Below are 22,323 nucleotides of genomic sequence, written 5' to 3' on the forward strand. Positions count from 1 at the left end.
GGCAGTCGCACCCCGAACCCCACGGGGCACGACTGCCTAAGTCATACCGACACCACTGAGCCTCGCGCGCCTCCGCCTCCCGCTACATGGTGCGCTGTTGTCAACCAGAACCGCTGACTGTCACATATTGAAGTTGACGAAACTGTGTACCGGCAACGTTAGACAATAACTCGGCAACTGCAGAAGCAATTGTGATCAATGTTCAGTAGCCGCAATGGACTAACGGTTGCGTGATGCCGAGCTTCATCTGTTGACCGTCACGTCTATTTTGATTTGATAAGATGACGTTACTGTTCAACGCGATTTGAGATGTTCTGCGATAGGGCCGAATTGCGCAATATGAGATTCCGGTCAGCGGCTAGGTGGATGCTGTGTCGCGATAATTGGTGGTTGTTGACGAACTTTCAACAACCGCCAATTATCGGGGACGAAGTTAAGACTCGCACGGGTTTTGGCGAGGCTTAACTTCGAGGACTGAGACCGCCCTTTGGCTCAGGCCGGCCCCACAGCTGGAACCTAGTCGCTGACCGAAATCGTCAGTTCACACAAATCACATTTCACAAACTCACATCAATGATGCTTACGCTGGACACAAACGTAAGTACAATTTTTCCTAATACGACAGAAAAAGCCACCAAGATGACCAAACACTGATCACCATGGTGGCTTTTTTAGATTATTATCAATATTTGTTTTTATTTGTTTTTCGGATTGCTTATTCTTGGTACGCTGATCGCCAATGTTAAACAACGGGATGTTGGGCACGTCCTTGAGATTAGGGTTATTACCAGATTGTTGCTGCCCTGAACGTGTACGCTGCGCTCGCCACGACTCATTTTCTCGTTGGGCTGCTTCAGGCGTTTTAATGCCCTTTTTCTGCCAACTGATCAGAATTCGTTCAATATACCGCAGGCTGTATTTTTGATTCAACACCGCTTCTTTTAGCGCTAATTGAATCAAGGGCGTTGGGTAATGCTCAACATCGATCCACTTCGAAATGGTTTCCATTTCCATTGGTGACAATGGCCGACCGAACTCGGCTTCAATCTGCTGAAAAATTTGTTCGCGGTCAGTTGCCCCCTGAGTGTCAACCGACTTAGCCTGCTGATTAGCGACGTATTGAGCCAATTTTTCGTACAACTGGGTAAAATCATACGAATCTCGAGTCAAGCCATCCGGTTGCTGAATGGTCTTAATTTGCATCAAATGCTTGCTGATCATGCCGTGTAATTGCTGAAAAATGGCGCCATCTGATAAGGACAACGAGTTGGCAATCGCATCCGTCGGTGGAAAATCAACGCCCTTATCGGCAAAACTCTTCAGTTGGAGGTAAATCAAAAACTCGGTGTTGGTCATGCCAAGTTCTCGATAGTGCCGAAGCAACAGCGTGGAAACCACAGTGCCACCGGCCTGAAAGATTGCAGTTGTAAATGCATCCAAAGTGACAAAACCTCCCTAGTTGAGAAAACTTCCCTCCACAGTTGATAGAGAGAAGTTTTCAGTGTCAGTTAATTTTAAGTTTACGGGTAAATCCGGTTCAACAAACGTGGGAACGGAATGGCCTCACGAACATGGTCCTCACCGGTAATCCAAGTAACGGCCCGTTCAAGTCCCAAACCAAAGCCAGAGTGAGGGACACTACCGTATTTGCGTAAATCAAGGTACCAACTGTACTCTTCTGGATTTAAGCCAGCAGCAACAATTTGGTCCTTCAGGTAGTTGTAATCAGTTGCCCGTTCTGAGCCACCGATAATTTCGCCATAGCCTTCTGGTGCTAACAAATCAGCACAGATCACAACGTCTTCACGCGTTGGGTGTGGCTTCATGTAGAATGGCTTAATGGCCTTCGGGTAGTTTAACACGAAGACGGGTTGGTCAAAGTAGTCTGCCAAGAAGGTTTCTTCTGGTGAGCCAAAATCAACACCCCATTCAACGTCAAAATCATTCGCCTTTAACAGCTCAATGGCTTCATCGTAACTGATTCGTGGGTAAGGCAACTTGGTGTACTTCTTTAAGGTTTCGATATCGCGACCCAAAGTGTTCAAGGCGCCTTCACAATGGTCGATGACGTTTTGAACTAAGAATGCGATATAGCGTTCTTGAATCTCGAGACTTTCTTCTTGGTGCATAAAAGCCATTTCGGGTTCGATCATCCAAAATTCAATCAAGTGACGCCGAGTCTTGGACTTTTCAGCCCGGAACGTTGGCCCAAACGAGAAGACTTTGTTAAAGGCCATTGCGCCAGCTTCTTCATAAAGTTGGCCAGATTGTGACAAGTAGCGTCCCGGCCGAAGTATTCAGTATGGAATAAATCAGTGGTCCCTTCAGGCGCACTCCCAGTCAAAATAGGTGCATCGATCTTGATGAACCCTTCTTGGTTATAGAATTCGTAGGTTGCCCGAATCAGCTCATTACGAATGACCATCGTAGCGTGTGGCCGTGATGACCGTAACCAAAGATGACGGTGGTCCATTAAGTAATCGACCCCGTGTTCCTTAGGCGTAATTGGGTAGTCATGACTTTCACCAATCACTTCGATGGTTTCAACTTCAAGTTCGTAACCGAACTTAGAACGACTATCTTCGTGAATGATCCCAGTCAACCACATACTGGTTTCTTGTTTCAGTTCTTTGGCGAGTTCAAAGGTTTCTTCGCTCACCTTGCTTTTGACAACAACGCCTTGGAAAAATTCGGTACCATCTCGTAATTGTAGGAAGGCAATTTTACCGCTGGACCGCTTGTTGGTTAACCAAGCGCCAATCTTAACTTTTTCGTCAACGTGGTTCTTCGCATCAATAATGTTAATCTGTTGCAATGATGTTTCCCCCAATGGATTTATTTTGTGTGTGCTGCTAAGAAATCAGCAATTCTTGAAACGGCTTTTTTAAGTGATGCCAAATCAGTCGCATAACTGATTCGAATATGGTGATCGACCCCAAAAGCGTTCCCATCAACCAATGAAACATGCGCTTCGTTAAGCAGTTGGTTAACAAGTTCGCCCGTTGTGGCGATGCCGGTCAATTCTAAGGCGCCGGCAACGTCTGGGAACAAGTAAAACGCCCCTTGTGGTTTCGTATCCAGTTTAAACCCTGGTAGTGCAGTGACAAGTGGGTAGATCGTGTTCAACCGTTCTTCAAACGCTTGACGCATGACTTCAACTTGAGTTTGATCACCAGTTAAAGCTTCTAATAAGGCATACTGGCTCACAGCAGTCGGATTCCCGGTAGCGTGTGACAGAAAGGCTGAAACCTTGGCTACCAAGCTGCGTCAGCAACCACGTAGCCCATCCGCCAACCGGTCATCGAGTAGGTCTTAGAAGCCCCACTGATGATAATGATGTTTGGATCTAAGGCATCCGTCAATTGCGCAATTGACGTAAAACTAGCCCCATTATAAGTTAATTGACCATAAATATCATCCGTCACAACCATCAAGTCATGGGCATCCGTCCAATCCTTCAACGTTTGTAATTCAGCTTGGTCATAGATAACGCCAGTTGGGTTCTCAGGACTGTTGAGTAAGAACGCCCGGGTCTTATCGGTTAGCTTTGCTTCCAAATCAGCTGGTGTCACTTTAAAGCTGTCACCAACGGGAATCGTCACCGGTACCCCACCAGCCAACTTGATCTGTTCAGCATAGCTGACCCAGTATGGTTCAGGTAAGAGCACTTCGTCACCGGGATCCAAAATAGTTTGGAAAACGCTATAAAGTGCCATCTTAGCACCAGTTGTAACGGCAACGTTTTTACCCGTTAAGCCCGTTAATTGGTAATCGGCAGCCGTCCGATCCGCAATTGCGGCCCGCAATTGTGGCAACCCAGCAGCTGGCGTGTAAAAGCTAGCGTGACCATCGTTAATGGCTGCAATTGCGGCTTGTTTAATATTATCTGGGGTCTCAAAATCGGGTTCCCCGATACTTAAATTGATCACATCGATACCGTCGGCGACCATTTGTTTCGCCTGGGCAGAAATTTTCATCGTTGCTGAAGGTTGAAGCTGTTGACTCCGGTTGGATAAATGCATCACGAAATCCTCCTAATGAAATGACTTAGATATTTTCAATCAACTGTAACACTTTCCCCGTCTTGAAGCTGAACGTTTCATAACAGAGCTGCCCCTTTTGGTTCATATAACTTACGATCCAGGCAGGAGAGCCGTTAAAAACGCTCAGCGAGGCTTGAAGCACCTTTTTAGGGTTATGCTTTGACCAAACTTGACTTAGCACCTGATTCCGGCTTTCGCCACTCTTTTGTTGCAACACCCGCACGTGACCACCCTTTTGCGGCACAATAATGTACACGGGTTGGTTTTGTTTATTGGTGCCAGCAACGGTGTAATAAGTCCGATTCAGATTAGTCCAGTAGAAGCCTGACGTGGTTTTGAGGCCAGCGTACTTTTCGGCGATCTTGACGGACTGCGCTTTCGCCTGAGTGATCGGCTTAGTTGCATGATGCACGCCCCAAATGAGCGCAATGATCACAACCACAATGGCGATCAAAAAACCGATCAGCACCCGGCGGCCAGTTCGTTTGTGACTGGCATGTTCCCTTCTCATATCAATTCAGAACTCCTTTTTATTACGGTTACTGCTCATTATTATAGCAAACTCTCGCTACGGTTGGACCTTGGTTTGATGATTTTTAAAGAATTTTGCAATATCTGCCGTTAATTGTGGGACCGTTGCCGTCATTACGGGTAATGATTCCGGGAGAGTTTTCAAAATCGTTTGGCCATAATGCCGCGTCACTAACCGACTATCAAGGACCACGACAGCGCCGTAATCTTGACGAGTCCGAATCAGCCGACCGATGCCTTGCCGTAATCGTAACGTGGCTTTAGGGAGCGATAAGTTGTAGAACGGGTTCTTGCCAGCAGCCTTAAGTCGGGCAAATTGAACCTTCGTTTCGACCCGTTCCGGTGAATCAAACGGAAGCCGAGCAATTACCAAAAGTTGTAATTGCTCTTGGGGTAGGTCAATGCCTTCCCAAAAACTAGCTGCGCCCATTAAAACGGCATTGTCCTCATCCATAAAGCGCTTGATCAGCTTTTCCTTACTCCCCGAAATACCCTGTGCCAAAATTAACCGATCCTGTTGTCGAATCGCAGCAGTCAATTTGCTATAAACGGCCGAAATCGTCTCTAACGAGTTAAATAAGACTAAAGTCGGTCGGTTAACCGTCTCCAGCAGTTTCAATAACGTTTTGACCAAATACTCATGGTACGCATCGTCATCGTGAATGTCTGGGGCATCATTACTAATGTAGAGTTTCGCTTGCGTATCAAAATTAAAGTCCGATTTTAAGCGCCGCATCTTGACTTCATCACGATTGAGATCCAACTGATCATAAAGGTACTGTGACCGATTAGAGGAGAACAGCGTTGCCCCAGTAAACGTTGGTGCTTGAAAATGACTGTAAACCTGCTGGGACAAGAATCCCTGAACGGTCATTAAGTTCGAGGTCACCATGATGTGAGTGCGATCATCGCTGATCGTTAACCAGTACAAGTAAGCCCCCGCGCCATTACTTTCCTGGGTCGGCGTTTGCCGAATCGTGCTAAAGGTCTGCCAAACGGTCACTAACTTTGTCAGGCTGGTTTCAAAGCCCATAAACCGTTCTTCATCACTCTTGAGCCACCGATCAGTCTGAGCGTAAAAATCTTGGCTCAAGGCCGTCAACGTTGTCGCCAGCTTATCAACTAAGATATCGAGTTGTTCCAACAGACCCGCGCGTTGCGTTAAGAAACTTTGCCAATCGGCTGTTTCCAGCAAAATTTCTTTGTAAGGCGTTGTAAACTTGCCACCAAACTGTTGTTGAAATTGCTGAATCAAATGACCGCTTAACGCATCGAGTTGTCGATCAAACTCAAACAACCAAGTTCGCATCGTTTGCAGTTGTTCACCAAATGGCGCTTCTTGCACCACGGTGGCAAGGCCAAACTGATTATCCGGATTTAATTGCTCAATTAAGTGCCGTGTAGCGTTTAACGTCACTTGGAAGTCAAACTTTTGGCGTTGCGTTGACAGTGCGTAGTCGGCTAAATGTTGCGCTTCATCCACGACTAAGTATGGTCGTTGGAAGGTATCACCAAAGTAGGCCGCGTGTTGGATTAAAAAGGCGTGGTTGACAATGATGAACTGTGTATATTTCAGCCGTTGATATAGGCGTCTTAAAAAGTCATCTTCGTAAAACGGATCACTAGTCGACAAAGAGTCCAACCCGCGGTGACAAACTGCGCTCAAGTATGGTGGATCATTACGCAAATGCAATTCGTCTAAATCACCCGTCGTCGTCTGCGTGAGCCAAACCAGCAACCGCAACCGAATAAGTTGTGACTGTTTGGAACGTTCGGGTTCGTCCAGTGACGTTTTGAAGCGCGTTAAGTCAAGGTAGTGTCGACTCCCCTTAACTACCTCAGCATGAACCGAAAACGGCAGCATCCGGTTGAGCAACGGAATCGTTTGATCCATGAGTTGCGTTTGTAAAAGGACCGTATCCGTTGCAATCACCACTTGGCGGTCATAGCGCTGGGTGATGTACGCGAACGGCAGCGTGTAACCGAGGCTCTTCCCCGTCCCGGTTGGCGCTTCGACGATCAATGGCTGTTCAGCTGATTCTGGCGTTGTGTACTGTTTATAGATCAAGTTCATCATCTTGGCTTGATCAGCTCGCCATTCAAAATGCTTTGGAAAGCGTTTTAAGTTTATTTTTTTTCGTTCTCGGATAAGTATATTGATGATCATCCGTCACCGCCAACTGGGTCGTTTTTCGTAACGCCAGCCCATTTGACACGTATAAGTAATCTGGCAATGGCTGCCGTTGCTTCTTAACGACCTGAAGCCCCCATTTAAATACTTCGGCTGTTGACTGCGGTAATTCGGCATCTTGCGCCACCATTTGCTGCAACGTCACGATTGGCAACTGTTGCATCCGTTCGAACAAGACGATCAAGAGCTTTGCCGTCACTAGCGCATCATCGTCTGCAGAGTGCGGATGTTCATGCGTAATGTTTAAGTACTGGCTTAAATCATGCAACCGGTAACTTGGCACCGTTGGCAGTAAAATCTGACTGAGCGTTACGGAATCGATTGCTTGAATCGACAATGGTGGATACCCCACCCGTTCTAGTTCTGCGTTCACAAACGGAAAATCAAAGTTCACGTTATGCGCCACAAAAACGGTGTCAGCTAGTAAGCTATAAATCGTGCCCGCAATATCATCAAATAGCGGGGCTTTTTTCACCTGAGCGTTACTGATACCAGTTAGCGCTTGAATGCCTTCAGGAATCGTCGTCTGCGGATTCACGTCGGTTGCGAATTGATTAATGATCGCACCATTTTGGACAAGAACACACCCAAATTGAATTATGCGACTACCTTCGGCCACGTTTGTGCCGGTGGTCTCAATGTCGACCACCGCGTAGATTGTATTTGCATCCATTCTTTTCACCAAATTCATCACGAACTTAGACTGTGGTGTCAACGATTACCCACCCGTCATCAAGCCCCATCTCGACGGTTGTCATTGGGATCGATCATGCACGCGTTAGCCGTTTGACAACTCAGCAAAGCCGTGTTTTTTATATGAGAATTCTTCCATCAAATATCATACTACATTCCGACAGTTTTCAACAGTATTCATCTGTCACTTACATCGACCGTTTATCGCTACGATCTCAAGTGAAAACGCTAGCTTAGCACCGAAGCTAGCGTTTCTCTTAAAAAAAGCGTATGATACTATGTGTTTGCAAATTTTACGGTTATTATATAGGTTAAATCCAATTTGACCATTAATGATACGATTTTAATTTATTTAATGAAGAAACTGAACCCGAAAACATGACATCAGGTTACAAGTTGTCGAAAGGAGTCACTTTAAATTGAACGTTTCGGTCACTGGCAATAGTCATGCCAAAATCATTTTGATTGGTGAACACAGCGTTGTGTACCACCAACCTGCCATCGCACTGCCCCTGCCAGCAGTTCAAGTTCATGCTGAGATGACGGCTAACCTTGATTCTAAACAAATCTTAACCAGTCGTTACTATTCAGGTGATCGGCAAGACGCGCCGATTCAACTTCAAGGTATCAATCGACTGATTGACGCCTTATTAGCACACTTGGCGCAACCGGATGCTGGGTTTACACTCACGATTAAAAGTGATCTACCCGCCGAACGTGGAATGGGATCATCCGCCGCAACGGCAGTCGCCATTGTTCGCGCGATGTACCGTTTTTTCAACGTACCACTTTCACATGAACGATTACTTAAAGAAGTTGCCGTCTCTGAAAAAATCATCCACGGTCATCCAAGTGGCCTCGACGCTGCAACCGCAAGTGCTGAAACCCCAGTCTGGTTCATTAAGGGCGAAACGCCGCAACCGTTACCCTTCCATCTTAACGGTTATTTAGTGATTGCTGACAGCGGTATTCATGGCCAAACTGGCATTGCCGTTGCTAACGTGGCTGCTTACCGAAAAGCTCATCCAAAACAAGCCAATCAAGCCATTCACCACCTTGGTGAATTGGCACAACAAGCCAAAGTGGCACTGGCTCAAAACCAAGTGACCCATTTAGGCACCATCTTAACGGCTGCGCAACGCGACCTCAAACAACTTGGCGTCAGTCATCCGGTGTTGGATCAGATGATGACTGTTGCGCGCCAAAACGGCGCCCTTGGTGCTAAGCTGACCGGTGGTGGCATGGGTGGTTGCATGATTTCATTGGCTGCCACGCAGGCCGATGCCATTCGAATTCAACAAGCCTTATCAGGTGCCGGCTTTAAACAGACCTGGCTACAACCATTTTTAAGTGAGGAAACCGTCTAATGGAACCAACTAATCACCCAATCACTGCTAAGGCGCATACCAATATCGCTTTGGTCAAATACTGGGGCAAAAAGGATGAACAACTCATCATTCCCCAAAACAGCAGTTTGTCACTGACGCTCGATGAATTTTACACCGAAACCAGTGTTGCCTTCGATGACACCCTCACCACTGACACGGTTCAATTTGATGATCACCTGTTAAGTGCTCAAGCTAGTCAAAAGATCACGACTTTTCTGGACGTGGTGCGCGAACTTGCTGGCATCACGACCCGGGCAAATGTGATCACTCATAACCACGTGCCGACGGCTGCTGGATTAGCATCATCAGCTTCCGGATTTGCGGCCTTAGCGGGTGCAGCAAGTCGCGCAGCCGGTCTAACGCTTAACCGACGTGACCTTTCTCGCTTGGCACGGCGCGGGTCAGGTTCAGCAACCCGTTCCATTTACGGTGGTTTTGCGGCTTGGCAAATGGGCGAAGATGATCAAACCTCTTACGCCTACCCGATTGCCGAACAAGTTGATTGGGATATTGTCGCCATCGCGTTAGTTTTGACAACGGCTCAAAAAAAGTTTCCAGCCGTGATGGGATGCGCTTAGCCGTGAACACTTCCCCATTTTATCCAACGTGGGTTCAAAGTAGTCAGGCCGATTTTAAAACCATTGAAACTGCGATTGCGTCTCGCGATTTTGAAACACTCGGTCACACGAGTGAGCAAAATGCCATGCGCATGCACGCGCTAACCCTCAGCTCCGACCCTAGTTTTAGCTACTTTAACGCCGATAGCTTAAAAGCGATGGCGCTGATTCGAGAACTGAGAGCCGCTGGGACAGCCTGTTACTTCACCATGGACGCTGGTCCAAACATTAAAATTTTATGCCAAGGACAAGATGCACCAACCGTGATGAGTCAATTTCAACAGGTATTTGGCCCAGAAAGCGTCGTTCTCACCCGTCCCGGTAACGGAATTCAAATTTCAGATTAATTTATAATCGCTGTCGATGAAAGGACATGATGTTTTGATTTCAGTTAAAGCCCCAGGAAAACTCTATATTGCAGGTGAATACGCCGTTGTTGAGGCTGGCTTTCCCGCCATCATCGTGGCACTAGATCAGTTTGTGACCGTCTCCATCCAGGCTGCCGACCAGATTGGGAGCATCGTTTCATCTCAATATCAGGAAAATTCCATTTACTGGCGGCGTGAAGACGGCGAAATGGTCTTTGATAATCGAGACAACCCCTTCCACTACATTCTATCAGCGATCAAGGTAACGGAAGATTACGCCAAAACCCTCGAAAAACCGCTGGGCATCTACCACTTAACGGTTGAAAGTGACCTCGATAGTCACGATGGCCGTAAATACGGGCTAGGTTCATCCGCAGCCGTCACAGTGGCGACAATTAAAGCCCTGTGTAAATTCTACGACCTGCCCGTCGATCACGATAAACTGTTCAAACTAGCTGCCATCGCTCACTTTACCGTTCAGGGGAACGGCTCATTAGGCGATATCGCTGCGAGTGTCTATGGTGGCTGGATCGCCTACCACTCCTTTGATCGAGAATGGTTAAAGCTTGCACAAAAGAACTACGCCTTTGATACATTACTCGATATGGATTGGCCCGGGTTAAACGTCGAACTACTGACGCCACCAGCTGGCTTAAAATTGCTGGTTGGCTGGACGGGTTCCCCCGCTTCAACCTCTCACTTGGTCGACCGGGTTGCCTTAAACAAGGCGAAACAACAGGGCGATTACCAACGATTTTTGGAGAATAGCAAGGCCTGTTTAAAACGGATGATCAACGGTTTTCGTGAGCAAAATTTAAAAGCGATTCAAGCTGAGATCAACGTTAACCGCGACTTATTAAATCAACTCGACCAGTTTACCCACGCCCACATCGAAACACCGCTCTTACAAAAGCTTTGCGACATCGCCCAAACTTTTGGCGGTGTCGCTAAAACTTCGGGGGCCGGTGGTGGCGATTGTGGTATCGCCATAATTGATCAAAAAAATGACATTTCTAAACTATTAGCTAGCTGGCAGGCTCATCAAATTATCCCCCTAAACTTCAACGTTCACCACGTAGAGGAGTAATCACAATGACTTCAAAACAATCACATCGTAAGGATGAACACGTTTCACTTGCTGAAAAGTTTTACGATTCAACCGCCGAGTCAGCGTTTGATCAAGTCCGAATTTTGCATCAAAGTTTACCAGAACTGGCACTGACTGATGTTGAACCAGCTACCAAGTTTAACGGCGTGACGTTACCCTATCCGCTTTTGATTGAAGCGATGACGGTGGGAGCCCAACTACTGGCAAATTAAACGCTAATCTTGCAAAGCTCGCCGCTGAAACCGGCTTGCCCATGGCGGTTGGTTCCCAAAGTGTTGCCTTAAAGGAACCCGACCTGATGCCAACTTTCACAACCGTTCGGATTATAATCCCGATGGCATCGTGATTGCCAACGTTGGTGCCGGCCACTCCGTTGAAGCAGCTCGGCAGGCCGTTGACATGCTTGGTGCCAACGCCCTCCAAGTTCACATTAACGTTGCGCAAGAACTCATCATGTCTGAGGGCGATCGTGATTTTTACTGGCTTGACCAATTAGCCGAATTAGTTGCTCGATTAGACGTTCCAGTAATCGTTAAAGAGGTCGGCTTTGGAATGACAGCTAAAACCATTCAAAAGTTAACCGCCATCGGCGTTGCCTTCGTCGATGTCAGCGGCCGTGGCGGTACCAGTTTCGCCAAAATCGAAAACTTTCGCCGACCAGAAAAGGACATGCTTTACTTAGATGATTGGGGGTTAACCACCGTCGAGTCATTACTGGAGTGTCGTAAACTGACAAACCGGCCCTACTTATTTGCAAGCGGCGGAATCAAAACACCACTTGATGCCATTAAGGCCTTAGCGCTGGGGGCAGACTGTGTCGGCATGGCTGGCCAGTTACTCCATGTGTTACTCCATCACGATTTAGATGCGACGCAAGATTGGCTCGAACGATGGCTATTAGCCTTTAAAAAGTTAATGTTATTGACTGGCAGCCCTACCGTAAAAGATCTTCGTAAGTTATCGTTAGTTTTTTCACCTCAATTAGAATCGTTTGCTCGACAACGGTTTATTTCGTTAGAATAATCACTTGAACGCAAAAAAACGCATTCTGATTCCCTGTCAATCATTGGCTGGGACTCAGAATGCGTTTTAGTTATTGTTCGTCTTCGTAAGCTTTAAATCGCAACCCTTTTGGAAAGAAGTTTTTAATCGTTTGACCGACAACTTTTCCAAACGCTACTGGCTGGTGTTCACAGGTCAATCGCGCCCAGCCCTTATTAATTGATAATCCGGTTACCGTGATTGTATCACCATGAACCACTTGGCGCCAATCAGCCATTGTAATTGGAATTTCGGTTTGCACCGCGTCTGCTGGAAGCGCCAGTGCCAGCGCGTAACTTGGTTCGAAGCGGTTTTTCTTAAACGTCCCCAAGTGTAACCCGGCCGAACAACCTTTAACTTGCCCAAATCCGGTGTATCAATTGGCATCAAATAAAGTTGGTCGCCAAACGTCAATAGCTGTTTGTGATCAAAGGTCTGCGTTAACGTAGTCTTGGCAAATTTAGCCAATAAATCCCGTTGTTCAACGCTTAAATTGGGGCGCTGACCCTTAAACTTCTTTGCCGTCCCAATCGCTTCACGACAGCGGAGTTTAGCAACGAAATGGCCTTCACCCTTCATCAGGTGTGGGAACAGTCTCGCCGTGCCAGCCAATGCTGGATTACCGTCAGCCCACTCTGGCTTGCCATCAACGATGCCAGCCGTTTTCGTAATTGGCACCACCTCAAATTCAGGGTAGGTTGCCAACAACCACGCAATCATCTGTTCATCTTCTTCTGGGGCAAAGGTGCACGTGGAATAAATCAATTCGCCGCCTGGCTTTAACACCTTAACCGCTTCGCGCAAAATATCATGCTGCCGATCAGCACATGCTTGCGGATACTCTGGTGTCCAATAACTCATGCATCGGGATCCTTACGAAACATCCCTTCACCCGAACAAGGTGCGTCAACTAAGACCTTGTCAAAAAATACAGGAAAGGTTTTAGCAATTTTTTCCGGCGTTTCGTTGAGAATCAAGGCATTTGCAACCCCAAATCGCTCCAAGTTTTCCGCTAACACTTTCGCGCGCTTTGGCATAATTTCATTGCTAACGAGTAAGCCCTGATTTTGTAGAAAACTGCTGAGATGCGTTGATTTACCACCCGGCGACGCACAGAGATCCAGCACCCGTTCCCCGGGTTGGGGTTGGGCAACCTCGCCCACAAACATGGCACTAGGTTCCTGACTATATACTGCGCCACTTTGATGCGGTAACGAGCGCCCAGAAACTTTCCCGTAATAGCCCCAGTGGGTGTAAGGGACGGGATCAGTTAACGGGAGATCGGTTGGTTGTTCACGCAACGGGTTCAGCCGAAACCCACTGTAGACTGGCTCATCAAAACTTGCGAAGAAAGCTGGGGCCGAATCTCCCAATAGCCGAGTGTATTTAGTAATAAACGCTTCTGGTAATTTCAAACTCAAAAACTCCTTTTTCCGAATCTGGCCGGTAACTGTCAACCGGCACTATAACCTTGAAAAGTATACGCTAATTTAAGGTGGAATGCCACCGAGCCGGCCCTGAATAAAGTGGTCATAGTTGAAACCGGTCAAACAAATGTGTTAAGTTATTAAGCATTACCTATTACTTAGAACGGACGTGACAAATTGACTCAAAAATTAATCGCTATCGACCTCGATGGCACAACGCTGAACAACCAGTCCCAGTTGTCACCAAAAACAATTCAAACGCTAAAACGGGCCACTCAAGCGGGACATATCGTTAGTATCGTAACTGGCGCCCAAACCGGTTATCTCAACAATTTTACGATCAACTGGCACTCAAGACACCCATGATTAACTTTAACGGTAGTCTGGGACACGTGCCCCACAAACATTGGTCAAAGGAGTACCAGTATACCTTTAATCGTGATATCGTGTTCGACCTGTTACAACACCAACGCGATTTTGACGTTGAGTTGATTGCAGCTGAGGGTAAGCACCTTTTCTTAGCGCATCAGGACAAACCGGTTGAGCTTGGGTTCTTCCCAGTTCAGTTAAAAGCGAATGAACTGCTCAGCCAACAGTCGCTTACTCAAAATCCAACGAGTATGACGATCGCCGTTAAACGCCCCCAACAAAAGCGGCTTCAGGCTACATCGAAGATAAATTCGGTGACCAGGTCGATGTCAGTCCATGGGGCGGTCCAAACAGCGTTTTGGAAATCTGTGCTAAGGGCATTCAAAAAGCCGTTGGTGTTGAACGATTGGCGCATTACTATGGTATTAGCCGAGATAACATTATCGCGTTTGGTGATGAACATAACGACGATGAAATGATCACTTACGCTGGTGTCGGTGTCGCCATGAAAAATGCAACGGACCATCTTAAGTCGCTTGCCGATGACGTCACACCGTTGACCAACGAAGAAGATGGTCTGGCAGACTACCTCGGTCGCGCTTTGAAACTGGCGGAATAGGTTGTTATCTACAAAATTAAACTCTAAATGGACCGTGAATTGATCATTCAAATTCACGGCCCTTTTTTCATGTAGACTTGCTTTCGCTTGTGTCCAGCGTAAGCATTGGGCGGATTTTGGGTGAAGGCTGTTTGTCATCGCTTCGCTCGCCAAAGCCGCATTGAAAAGCACTCGTTCAGGCTACAAAATTCGGCGCCACTTAAACTGTCAGTTCCAGGGTTCCTGAAGTTGTGGGAATTTGTCAACCACGCGCTTTCTGGCCACCACGCCGAATGGTGCTGCGCGAGACTGAGAGCTGCATGTAAGGCGAGTCCGGTAAACCCGCCAGACCCGGGCGCCTTCACCGGACTCACCTTACACACTGCTCTCAACCCGTCTCGCTCCGCACACTGTCGCTGGACACAAGCGACAGTAAAAAGCCTTGAAGCTCTTTTCTCCAAGGCTCTCTTATTAGTTTAATTGGAAAGCATGCGTGATCAAGCCAGTTGCTTAGATTAATGATTGCCACCAGCTAGCGTGCTGTTTGTACCATACAATTGTTTGCTGTAATCCGGTTTCGAAGTTTGACATGCTGGGTTGCCATCCCAGCTCAGTTGTGAGTCGCTCACTTGACATCGCATAACGTAAATCATGCCCTAACCGATCTGCAACGTGAGTGATTACATCAGGTTCAAGTCCCAATTGAGTGACAATCGCCTGACTAACCTGATTATTCGTCCGTTCTTGATGAGCCGCAATATTATAGACTCGGCCAGCCTGACCATCACGTAAAATTCGGTAAATCGCCGTACAATTGTCTAATACAAAAAGCCAATCACGGCGATTCTCACCACTACCGTAAATTGGGAGTGGTTGTTCACGAAGACCATTTGTCACTAATTTTGGAATCAACTTTTCCGGATGCTGATATGGGCCGTAGTTATTTGCTGACCGACTGATTCCAACGTTCAGTCCGTATGACCGAAAGTCGGCCAACACCAATAAATCAGCCGCTGCTTTGGAGGCAGCATACGGACTACTAGGCTTAATTTGGCCACTCTCGGTAACTGGCGCTTCCGTTAATTGCTGATCACCGTACACCTCATCCGTTGACACTTGTAAAAAGCGAATCTCGGGATACGTGCGAATCACTTGCAACAGGTTTAAAACACCGAGCACGTTTGTTTCATAAAATGGCCGCGAATCAGTCAGGCTCCGATCAACATGTGATTCGGCCGCAAAATTAACCACATGTGTAATTCGATACTGTTCAACAACTTTTTGGACGGTTGCGACATCATTAATATCGGCCTGAATAAAGTGATATTGTGGCGAATCAGCAATCGCCGCCAACGATGTTAAATTGCCCGCATAGGTTAGTTTATCTAGGTTAACAATCACATCATTCGGATGAGTCGCCAAGACTTGCCGAATAAAATTACTACCGATAAACCCGGCCCCACCCGTCACTAAAAGTCGCATCATTTACCTCCGTTAGTCCGTTTGATCCTCAATGATTATTTATCCCACAATTGTTTAGAGACGGCAAACAGCTGGTTACCAGTCGCTTGCGTATACTGATTAAACAGGACGTTCTTTCCCTTAAGCTGAATATCCGTCACAGTTGCCTCTTGATCTGAGGTAATCATTGGTTGAAATGCAAAGCCCGCTTTCAATAACCAATATCCCTTGCCCACCGCCATTCCAGCGGCATTTCGAGTCGCATAAATCGCTCGGCCGTTTGAAAAATCAACACTTTGAATCAACGTGTCAGTTGTGAAGTCGAGCGGATTATCAGCTGGTTTAAATGATTGGATCACCGTCTTCATAACCCGTAAATCATCAGCTGCCAAAGTCGGTGTTTTCTCAGACGTGTTCGTTTCCAACAAATGCAGTAACGCTGGTTGGTCATAAATTGTCAGCTGCGCATTGAAGTCCGTATCCAACCCCATGATCAGTAATTCTTGTTCATCACTTGAAAGCGCTGCCTCAGTTTTAAGTAACGGTTGATGCATGGGCGTCCCGGTAATATTGGCAGCCGTTAATTCCGTCAATCGTGGTAACGTATTTCCGATAACCGTTGCGCCAGCCTCAAACGTGAGTAACCCAAGTTCGGTACTGTACGTTGCTTTCGGCTCATCCGCATCAGGTTGCCCAATTCCCAGCCAAAATTGCGGTTGGGTTGCCGTTTCGATGCCTTCCAACGTATGAACTTCCCCAACGCCAGTTACCCGCATCGTGGTTTCTGGTTGAGCAGTCGCAACTTGAGCTGCTTCATCAACCGCACACGCCGTGATCAACGCATCTTGTTCATCTGGTTGCAGCACGTACAGTGTCGTTTGTCGCCAGTAAAACGCCGTGACTGGGGCTTGTGTTGGTAAGTCGTGTATTGCTAAAATGAGGGATGGATTATCCATGCCTAGTTCAACTCCTTAAATTCACATCGTACCCGGTCAATCAAGATCGGCGCTACGTGTTTAATTGCAATAACTACAGTATATCACAACGCCAAATAGCGAAATGGAGACGGTTTAAATCTCATTTTTAAAATCAAAACTTACTTCGGTTCAAGCCGCTGGTCAACTACCAACTACCAAACCGCTTCTTATTAGTGGCGAATTTATAGTCAATCGATTCCTAGTGGCACACCAACAGCCCGTGATGCAAAGTCCACGATGTGCCGTTATTCACCGTGGCACTCAGGTCACCTTCGTTGCAAAATTGCAAAACGATGGCTGGTACTGGTTAAAACTCGACCGCGCAACGCCCCTTTACTTGCCCTATGCACGTGTGACACCCTTCAAATGCTTCGGTGAGCTTCAAGTGGAGCATGCCAGTGTCCCTGTTCATACAACTTCTGGCCAAATTTCCAGCCACCAGCCGAACCTGACGTATCCTGATCAGCATCAATTTATTGTTGGCCAACCATTGCAACTCCTTACGGCACCAGAGTGGACGGCCATTCAACAGCCACCCCATCTTCTGTACCCTGGAACCATTGTGCCTTACCAAACCCATATTGATCACGGCCGGTATGGCTACTTGAAAACTGAACGTGGCTTTCTGCCCTACGTTGATCACCAAACTGGGCACCTTTTTGGTAGTGACAGCGACCAATCACCAGTCATAACACCTGAGAAGCAGTCGCAAACGCCCCATATTTACTGGTTAACCGGCCAGTACCAGCTAACCAAACGAGCTGTCTGGGCAAGAACCGCGCCGGATCGGCAAGCCATGCCAATCACCAAATTACGCAACGGCACCCGTTTTGACTACCTCGGCAAAGTTTACCATGATCGCCGTGGCTGGCTTGTCATAAAACGGCAGTCACGGTATTTGTACGTACCGTTCGTAACGGTTTTGAATGCCAAATTAAGTGACTACTACGGATTGGAGCGAACTGGCTCTAAACTCGTTGGTCGGCTCCAAGAACCCTGGACATTTGTTCATCAAAATCCAACTACCATTCAGTTGCAACCCACATCAGCTGAATTGACGGCGCTCAACGCCCTTGAAGCTCAACTAGACCGAGTTCGTCAACCAGATTCACAAATCATCGGCCTCATTAACGATCTCCACCTTGACCGATACCAAACACCTGCGACGGCCGCTGGATTCCACGATTTATCCGTGGTGAGTGCGTTTGCTCGTCGTGCTGGACTCGATGCACTAGTCGTTAACGGTGATTTGAACGATGGTCGGCAAACCCTTGACCGTACGATTCAAGATATTGGGACGGCCGTTGCGATTCTTAAAACAAGTCAGCGACCATTCTTCATCACTCAAGGTAACCACGATGACAACTCTGGTTTCGCCCGCTACGTTAACGGCTACCGCACTGAACAAGTCGTTACCCAAAAATTAGCCTATCAGCTTCGGAATCGCGCGTTTGAACACCTTTTGGCTGAACCTGGTCACTTCTACGGCCATTATCAATTGCCAAATAGTCGACTCAGTTTGATTTTACTTGATGCATTTGACATCCCGGACTCGTTTAAAAACGGTTATTTTGCGCGTGGGTATGACGAAGCGCCGAGTGGTATTCACTGGACTGGCATCCTTCAAAATATCCGCCACAGTCGTTCTCGTTTTCAAACCGCACAAGTCGATTGGTTGATCAAAACGTTGACTGATCTCAAACCGGACGAGCAGGTGCTTATTTTCACTCATGATAGTCTCCGTCAGGCCACCACTCAACGTGCAGTTGGGCAATTTTGGACGTATGACTGGTTCGCAAACAATCAGCAAGGCGATTACCATCGCTTAACTGAGGCCTTGTCCATGCATCGTCACCAAATCGTCGCCGTGATGTCCGGACACACCCACGTTGATGACTGGGCCGACACGGACGGCATCAACTGGATCACCACGACCAGCAATGTCGCTGATCGTCGTAAATCACGCCATGGTCGTACCAAAAATGGTCTCACGAGCGCCTGGGACCTCTTAGTCGTTAATCCAAGTAACCGCGAACTTTACCGCTTTCGGGTTGGTTGGCAGGATCAATCAGGTCACATTAGTTCCTGGCAAGTTCGGTTATTCGGCGACGGGACCGACCCTCGTCATCGTTCATTGCGAGATTTACTGAAACAGTTCAAACCAACTAAGCAAACGGAAAACACCAAACGTTATAATCAGCTCAGTCAACAGGTGACCCAAGTCTGGCGTGGCTTTCGGGGCTACTTCACCTATTAACGTATCAAATTCATCACCCAAATAAAAACACCACCTACTCAGCAATCGTAGCTGAATACGTGGTGTTTATTTGGATTGCGTCAGTTTTAGTCAATAATCAAAACGTACGCGCTTAGGTTGGCCACCCAATATGTATGAACTTGTTCGGGATGGTCGATTGCGATATCGCGCAAGAAATCATTACCTGAGAGTTCCGCATAAATATCATCAAGTGCGGTGAATGTTTCTAGGTAACCGATATTCTTCTGCCAGCGTAAAACTTCACTCGCTTGGGACCAAGTTGCTGGGCAATTATGGATCTCATATTGATGGGCTAATTTCTGCCAATCAGGCATTGAGACTACTGGGACTTTAGAGACTAACATCGTTTCAGGCAATTTAAACACGTTCCTTTCCAAGGACTTAGGTTACCACAAAGTGACCAAGATAAAATGACAAATTAATAAGAATTTATCTGAATCAAACGAAAATTTTAATTAGTTTGCTTATTCAATCAATTACTGGCCATTCGTCTAAAATCTTGAGAAAAACTTAGGGCTTTCCCTTCGCTTTTTTAAGAATTTTCGAGCATAATGACACCATCAAACTAGAAATCAAACCAGAAATGAAAGTGGTGAACGAGATGACATTCCTAATTGGGGTCCTTAAAACTGGCCTCGCCTTATTTTCAATCTTAGCGCTGATCGATGTCGCAGGTATTTTGCTCATTTGGATGCTCCGACGCGTGATTCGACACGTTACACTAGCTAACGATTACCTGACCGCGATCCGAAGTGCGCGGGCTCATCAACGCTTCGTCAATCGTCAACAACAGCTCACTGATGAATAACCACTATTTCAATCCATAAAAACTGACCAGCATGAACATTAAACGTATTGGAACTTCGACGCTTTTGCCGGAGTTTTTTTATTGTCGCTTGTGTCCAGCGACAGTGTGCGGAGCGAGACGGGTTGAGAGCAGTGTGTAAGGTGAGTCCGGTGAAGGCGCCCGGGTCTGGCGGGTTTACCGGACTCGCCTTACATGCAGCTCTCAGTCTCGCGCAGCACCATTCGGCGTGGTGGCCAGAAAGCGCGTGGTTGACAAGTTCCCTCAACTTCAGGAACCCTGGAAATGACAGTTTAAGTGGCGCCGAATTTTGTAGTCTGAACGAGCGCTTTTCAATGCGGCTTTGGCGAGCGAAGCGATGACAAACAGCCTTCACCCAAAATCCGCCCAACACTTACGCTGGACACAAACGTAAGCAAAATTCGGCACACAATAAAAAGCACCCTTATCAGTGATGAGGATGCTTTTTTGATTGAGCACTAAATTAATGCTATAGGTTTTGTTTTGGTTTAAACATCTGCGTTGCTTTCACCGCTGCTTGCCAGCCAGCGTAGCACGCTTCACGTTTTTCTTCGTTAAACTGAGGATCAAACTCGTCGCTTAACTGATGCATCTTCTTGATTTCATGCATATCTTTCCAGAAACCAACTGCTAATCCTGCTAAGTAAGCGGCACCCAGCGCGGTCGTTTCGGCAATTGCGGCCCGTTGAATGTGCGTATTTAAGATGTCAGCTTGGAACTGCATCAAAAAGTCATTGTTAGCAGCCCCACCATCGACACTCAACGTTTGGATATCAATGCCCGTATCAGCCGCCATGGTGTCGACAACGTCTCTCGTTTGATAAGCAATTGCTTCAAGGGTTGCCCGAATAAACTGTTCTCGGGTCGTCCCACGTGTCAAACCAAAGACCGCACCACGAACTTCTTGATCCCAGTATGGTGCGCCTAAACCGGTAAAGGCTGGTACCACGTAGACATCATTGGTGGTCTTCGCATCAACCGCCATCTGTTCCGATTCAGAAGCGTGTTTAAATAACCGCATCCCGTCACGAAGCCATTGAACGGCAGACCCCGCAACGAAGATACTCCCTTCTAAGGCGTACGTTACCTCACCATTAATACCGTAAGCGATGGTCGTCAGCAAACCCTTGTTTGAAATTGTTGGCGTCGTCCCAGTATTCATCACGATAAAGGCCCCGGTTCCGTAAGTGTTCTTAACGGAACCTTCTTCAAATGCCGTTTGACCAAATAAGGCGGCTTGTTGGTCACCCGCAATCCCGGCGATTGGCACCTGAATACCAAAGAAGGTAAATCCGGCCGTGTAGCCGTACAGGTTTGAAGATGGGTAAACTTCCGGCAACATATTAGCCGGAATATCAAGAATGTCTAGGATGTCTTGATCCCATTTTAACTCGTGAATGTTATAGAGCATGGTTCGACTAGCATTAGTATAGTCGGTGGCGTGAACGTGACCGCCAGTCAATTTCCAGAGGATCCAAGTATCGATCGTTCCGAATAGTAAGTCGCCGCGTTCCGCACGTTCCCGAACGCCTTCAACGTTATCCAAGATCCATTTGATCTTAGTTGCTGAGAAGTAAGAATCGATCACTAACCCCGTTTTTTCATGGATCATGTCAGCGTAACCTTGATCCTTCAAACTATCAGCAATCTCACTGGTTTGCTTCGATTGCCAAACGATGGCGTGGTAAACAGGTTCGCCAGTGGTCTTGTCCCAAACGATCGTGGTTTCCCGTTGGTTGGTGATCCCGATACCCCGTACCTTGTAAGGTGGTACCTTTGCGTTGATCACCGCATCCGAAATCACAGACTGAACCGCGCTCCAAATTTCGTTAGCGTCATGCTCAACCCAGCCTGGTTTTGGGAAATGCTGCGTAAACTCACGCTGCGCTTGACCTACGATCTGTCCATCACGATTAAACAAAATTGCCCGAGTACTAGTGGTGCCTTCGTCGATTGCCATTATGTACTGTTCGTCATTCATTTGTAATGTCCCCATTCGTTTTCGATCTAGTAAAACATCATTCTTTTCATAGTATACCCAATTCGGCCACAGATAGCCAATCAAAAAACTTTAAAAGATGGTTAATATCAACTTGTAAAGCGGTTACAAACGTTGATAAAAAAAGGTTGAACTCGCATGGAGTTCAACCAAATGAAAATTACTTTTCGTCACTCTTCAAAACGCCACCAACGCTGTAACGGTTGGTTGCCATTTCACTCAAAATGACGTGGACGTGTTCAGCAGGTGCACCGGTGTTCTTAGAAACAGCATCGGTAACATCTTTAACCAAGTTCTTTAATTGTTCTTGTGAACGACCTGCAATCAAGTCAATGTGTACGATAGGCACGACAATGGCCTCCCTTATGATAAGATGGTAAAATTATACCCGTTTTCTCATTATTCTTC

Annotated in this window: 13 protein-coding genes and 6 pseudogenes; 7 read left to right on the forward strand and 12 right to left on the reverse strand. The window is 47.0% G+C overall.

Features of this window, described 5'->3' with window-relative positions:
• Window positions 1-654 precede the first annotated feature (654 nt).
• The 6 genes and pseudogenes from JCM2765_RS08545 to JCM2765_RS17155 form a co-directional block, all read right to left on the reverse strand.
• Window positions 655-1,440: a DnaD domain protein gene (locus JCM2765_RS08545; protein WP_054736033.1), complete on the reverse strand. Its 786-nt coding sequence runs from the start codon at window positions 1,438-1,440 to the stop codon at window positions 655-657.
• An 80-nt stretch (window positions 1,441-1,520) separates the two neighbouring features.
• Window positions 1,521-2,815 (reverse strand): annotated as a pseudogene (gene asnS, locus JCM2765_RS08550) (asparagine--tRNA ligase).
• Between the two features lie 20 nt (window positions 2,816-2,835).
• Window positions 2,836-4,022 (reverse strand): annotated as a pseudogene (locus tag JCM2765_RS08555) (pyridoxal phosphate-dependent aminotransferase).
• Between the two features lie 25 nt (window positions 4,023-4,047).
• A complete protein-coding gene (locus JCM2765_RS08560; RefSeq protein WP_054736034.1) occupies window positions 4,048-4,554 on the reverse strand; it encodes a cell wall elongation regulator TseB-like domain-containing protein in 507 nt (168 codons plus the stop codon).
• Window positions 4,555-4,611: 57 nt separating this feature from the next.
• On the reverse strand, window positions 4,612-6,642 hold the full coding sequence (locus JCM2765_RS08565; RefSeq protein ID WP_162231408.1) for an ATP-dependent DNA helicase: 2,031 nt from the start codon (window positions 6,640-6,642) through the stop codon (window positions 4,612-4,614).
• 31 nt (window positions 6,643-6,673) lie between these two features.
• On the reverse strand, window positions 6,674-7,438 hold the full coding sequence (locus JCM2765_RS17155) for an exonuclease domain-containing protein (protein WP_162231409.1): 765 nt from the start codon (window positions 7,436-7,438) through the stop codon (window positions 6,674-6,676).
• Window positions 7,439-7,877: 439 nt separating this feature from the next.
• Here JCM2765_RS17155 and mvk point away from each other — a divergent pair, with 439 nt between their 5' ends.
• From mvk to fni, 4 genes and pseudogenes are all read left to right on the forward strand, one after another.
• A complete protein-coding gene (gene mvk / locus JCM2765_RS08575) occupies window positions 7,878-8,825 on the forward strand; it encodes a mevalonate kinase (protein WP_054736038.1) in 948 nt (315 codons plus the stop codon).
• Window positions 8,825-9,810 (forward strand): annotated as a pseudogene (gene mvaD / locus JCM2765_RS08580) (diphosphomevalonate decarboxylase). The gene mvk and the pseudogene mvaD overlap by 1 nt, the downstream one beginning before the upstream one ends.
• Window positions 9,811-9,844: 34 nt before the next feature.
• Window positions 9,845-10,918, forward strand: coding sequence for a phosphomevalonate kinase (locus tag JCM2765_RS08585; protein WP_054736039.1), 1,074 nt, complete (start codon window positions 9,845-9,847; stop codon window positions 10,916-10,918).
• Between the two features lie 5 nt (window positions 10,919-10,923).
• Window positions 10,924-11,962, forward strand: a pseudogene (fni, locus tag JCM2765_RS08590) (type 2 isopentenyl-diphosphate Delta-isomerase).
• A gap of 70 nt (window positions 11,963-12,032) precedes the next feature.
• Here the strand turns inward: fni and JCM2765_RS08595 are convergent.
• Window positions 12,033-13,395, reverse strand: a pseudogene (locus JCM2765_RS08595) (RsmB/NOP family class I SAM-dependent RNA methyltransferase).
• A gap of 189 nt (window positions 13,396-13,584) precedes the next feature.
• On the opposite strand from JCM2765_RS08595, the pseudogene JCM2765_RS08600 reads away from it, so the two are divergent.
• Window positions 13,585-14,395: pseudogene (locus JCM2765_RS08600) on the forward strand (Cof-type HAD-IIB family hydrolase).
• A 489-nt stretch (window positions 14,396-14,884) separates the two neighbouring features.
• Here the strand turns inward: JCM2765_RS08600 and rfbB are convergent.
• Window positions 14,885-15,856, reverse strand: coding sequence for a dTDP-glucose 4,6-dehydratase (rfbB, locus tag JCM2765_RS08605; protein ID WP_054736042.1), 972 nt, complete (start codon window positions 15,854-15,856; stop codon window positions 14,885-14,887).
• Window positions 15,857-15,891: 35 nt separating this feature from the next.
• Window positions 15,892-16,791 carry a helveticin J family class III bacteriocin gene (locus JCM2765_RS08610; RefSeq protein WP_054736044.1) on the reverse strand — a complete coding sequence of 300 codons (900 nt, stop codon included), beginning with the start codon at window positions 16,789-16,791 and terminating at the stop codon, window positions 15,892-15,894.
• A 244-nt stretch (window positions 16,792-17,035) separates the two neighbouring features.
• Here JCM2765_RS08610 and JCM2765_RS08615 point away from each other — a divergent pair, with 244 nt between their 5' ends.
• Window positions 17,036-19,069, forward strand: coding sequence for a metallophosphoesterase family protein (locus JCM2765_RS08615; protein ID WP_156301741.1), 2,034 nt, complete (start codon window positions 17,036-17,038; stop codon window positions 19,067-19,069).
• Between the two features lie 86 nt (window positions 19,070-19,155).
• On the opposite strand, the gene JCM2765_RS08620 is transcribed toward JCM2765_RS08615, so the two are convergent.
• On the reverse strand, window positions 19,156-19,446 hold the full coding sequence (locus JCM2765_RS08620; RefSeq protein ID WP_054736046.1) for a hypothetical protein: 291 nt from the start codon (window positions 19,444-19,446) through the stop codon (window positions 19,156-19,158).
• Between the two features lie 245 nt (window positions 19,447-19,691).
• On the opposite strand from JCM2765_RS08620, the gene JCM2765_RS08625 reads away from it, so the two are divergent.
• Complete coding sequence (locus tag JCM2765_RS08625; RefSeq protein ID WP_054736047.1) at window positions 19,692-19,898, forward strand: hypothetical protein; 207 nt, start codon at window positions 19,692-19,694, stop codon at window positions 19,896-19,898.
• A 487-nt stretch (window positions 19,899-20,385) separates the two neighbouring features.
• Here JCM2765_RS08625 and glpK read toward each other — a convergent pair whose 3' ends face one another.
• Both glpK and thmT read right to left on the reverse strand, forming a co-directional pair.
• Entirely contained in the window at window positions 20,386-21,897 is a 1,512-nt protein-coding gene (gene glpK, locus JCM2765_RS08630) for a glycerol kinase GlpK (RefSeq protein WP_054736049.1), read from the reverse strand.
• Between the two features lie 178 nt (window positions 21,898-22,075).
• A complete protein-coding gene (gene thmT, locus JCM2765_RS08635; RefSeq protein WP_054707118.1) occupies window positions 22,076-22,264 on the reverse strand; it encodes a 2-hydroxymuconate tautomerase in 189 nt (62 codons plus the stop codon).
• Window positions 22,265-22,323 lie beyond the last annotated feature (59 nt).

The organism is Secundilactobacillus similis DSM 23365 = JCM 2765, assembly GCF_001311075.1.
Lineage (GTDB): Bacteria > Bacillota > Bacilli > Lactobacillales > Lactobacillaceae > Secundilactobacillus > Secundilactobacillus similis.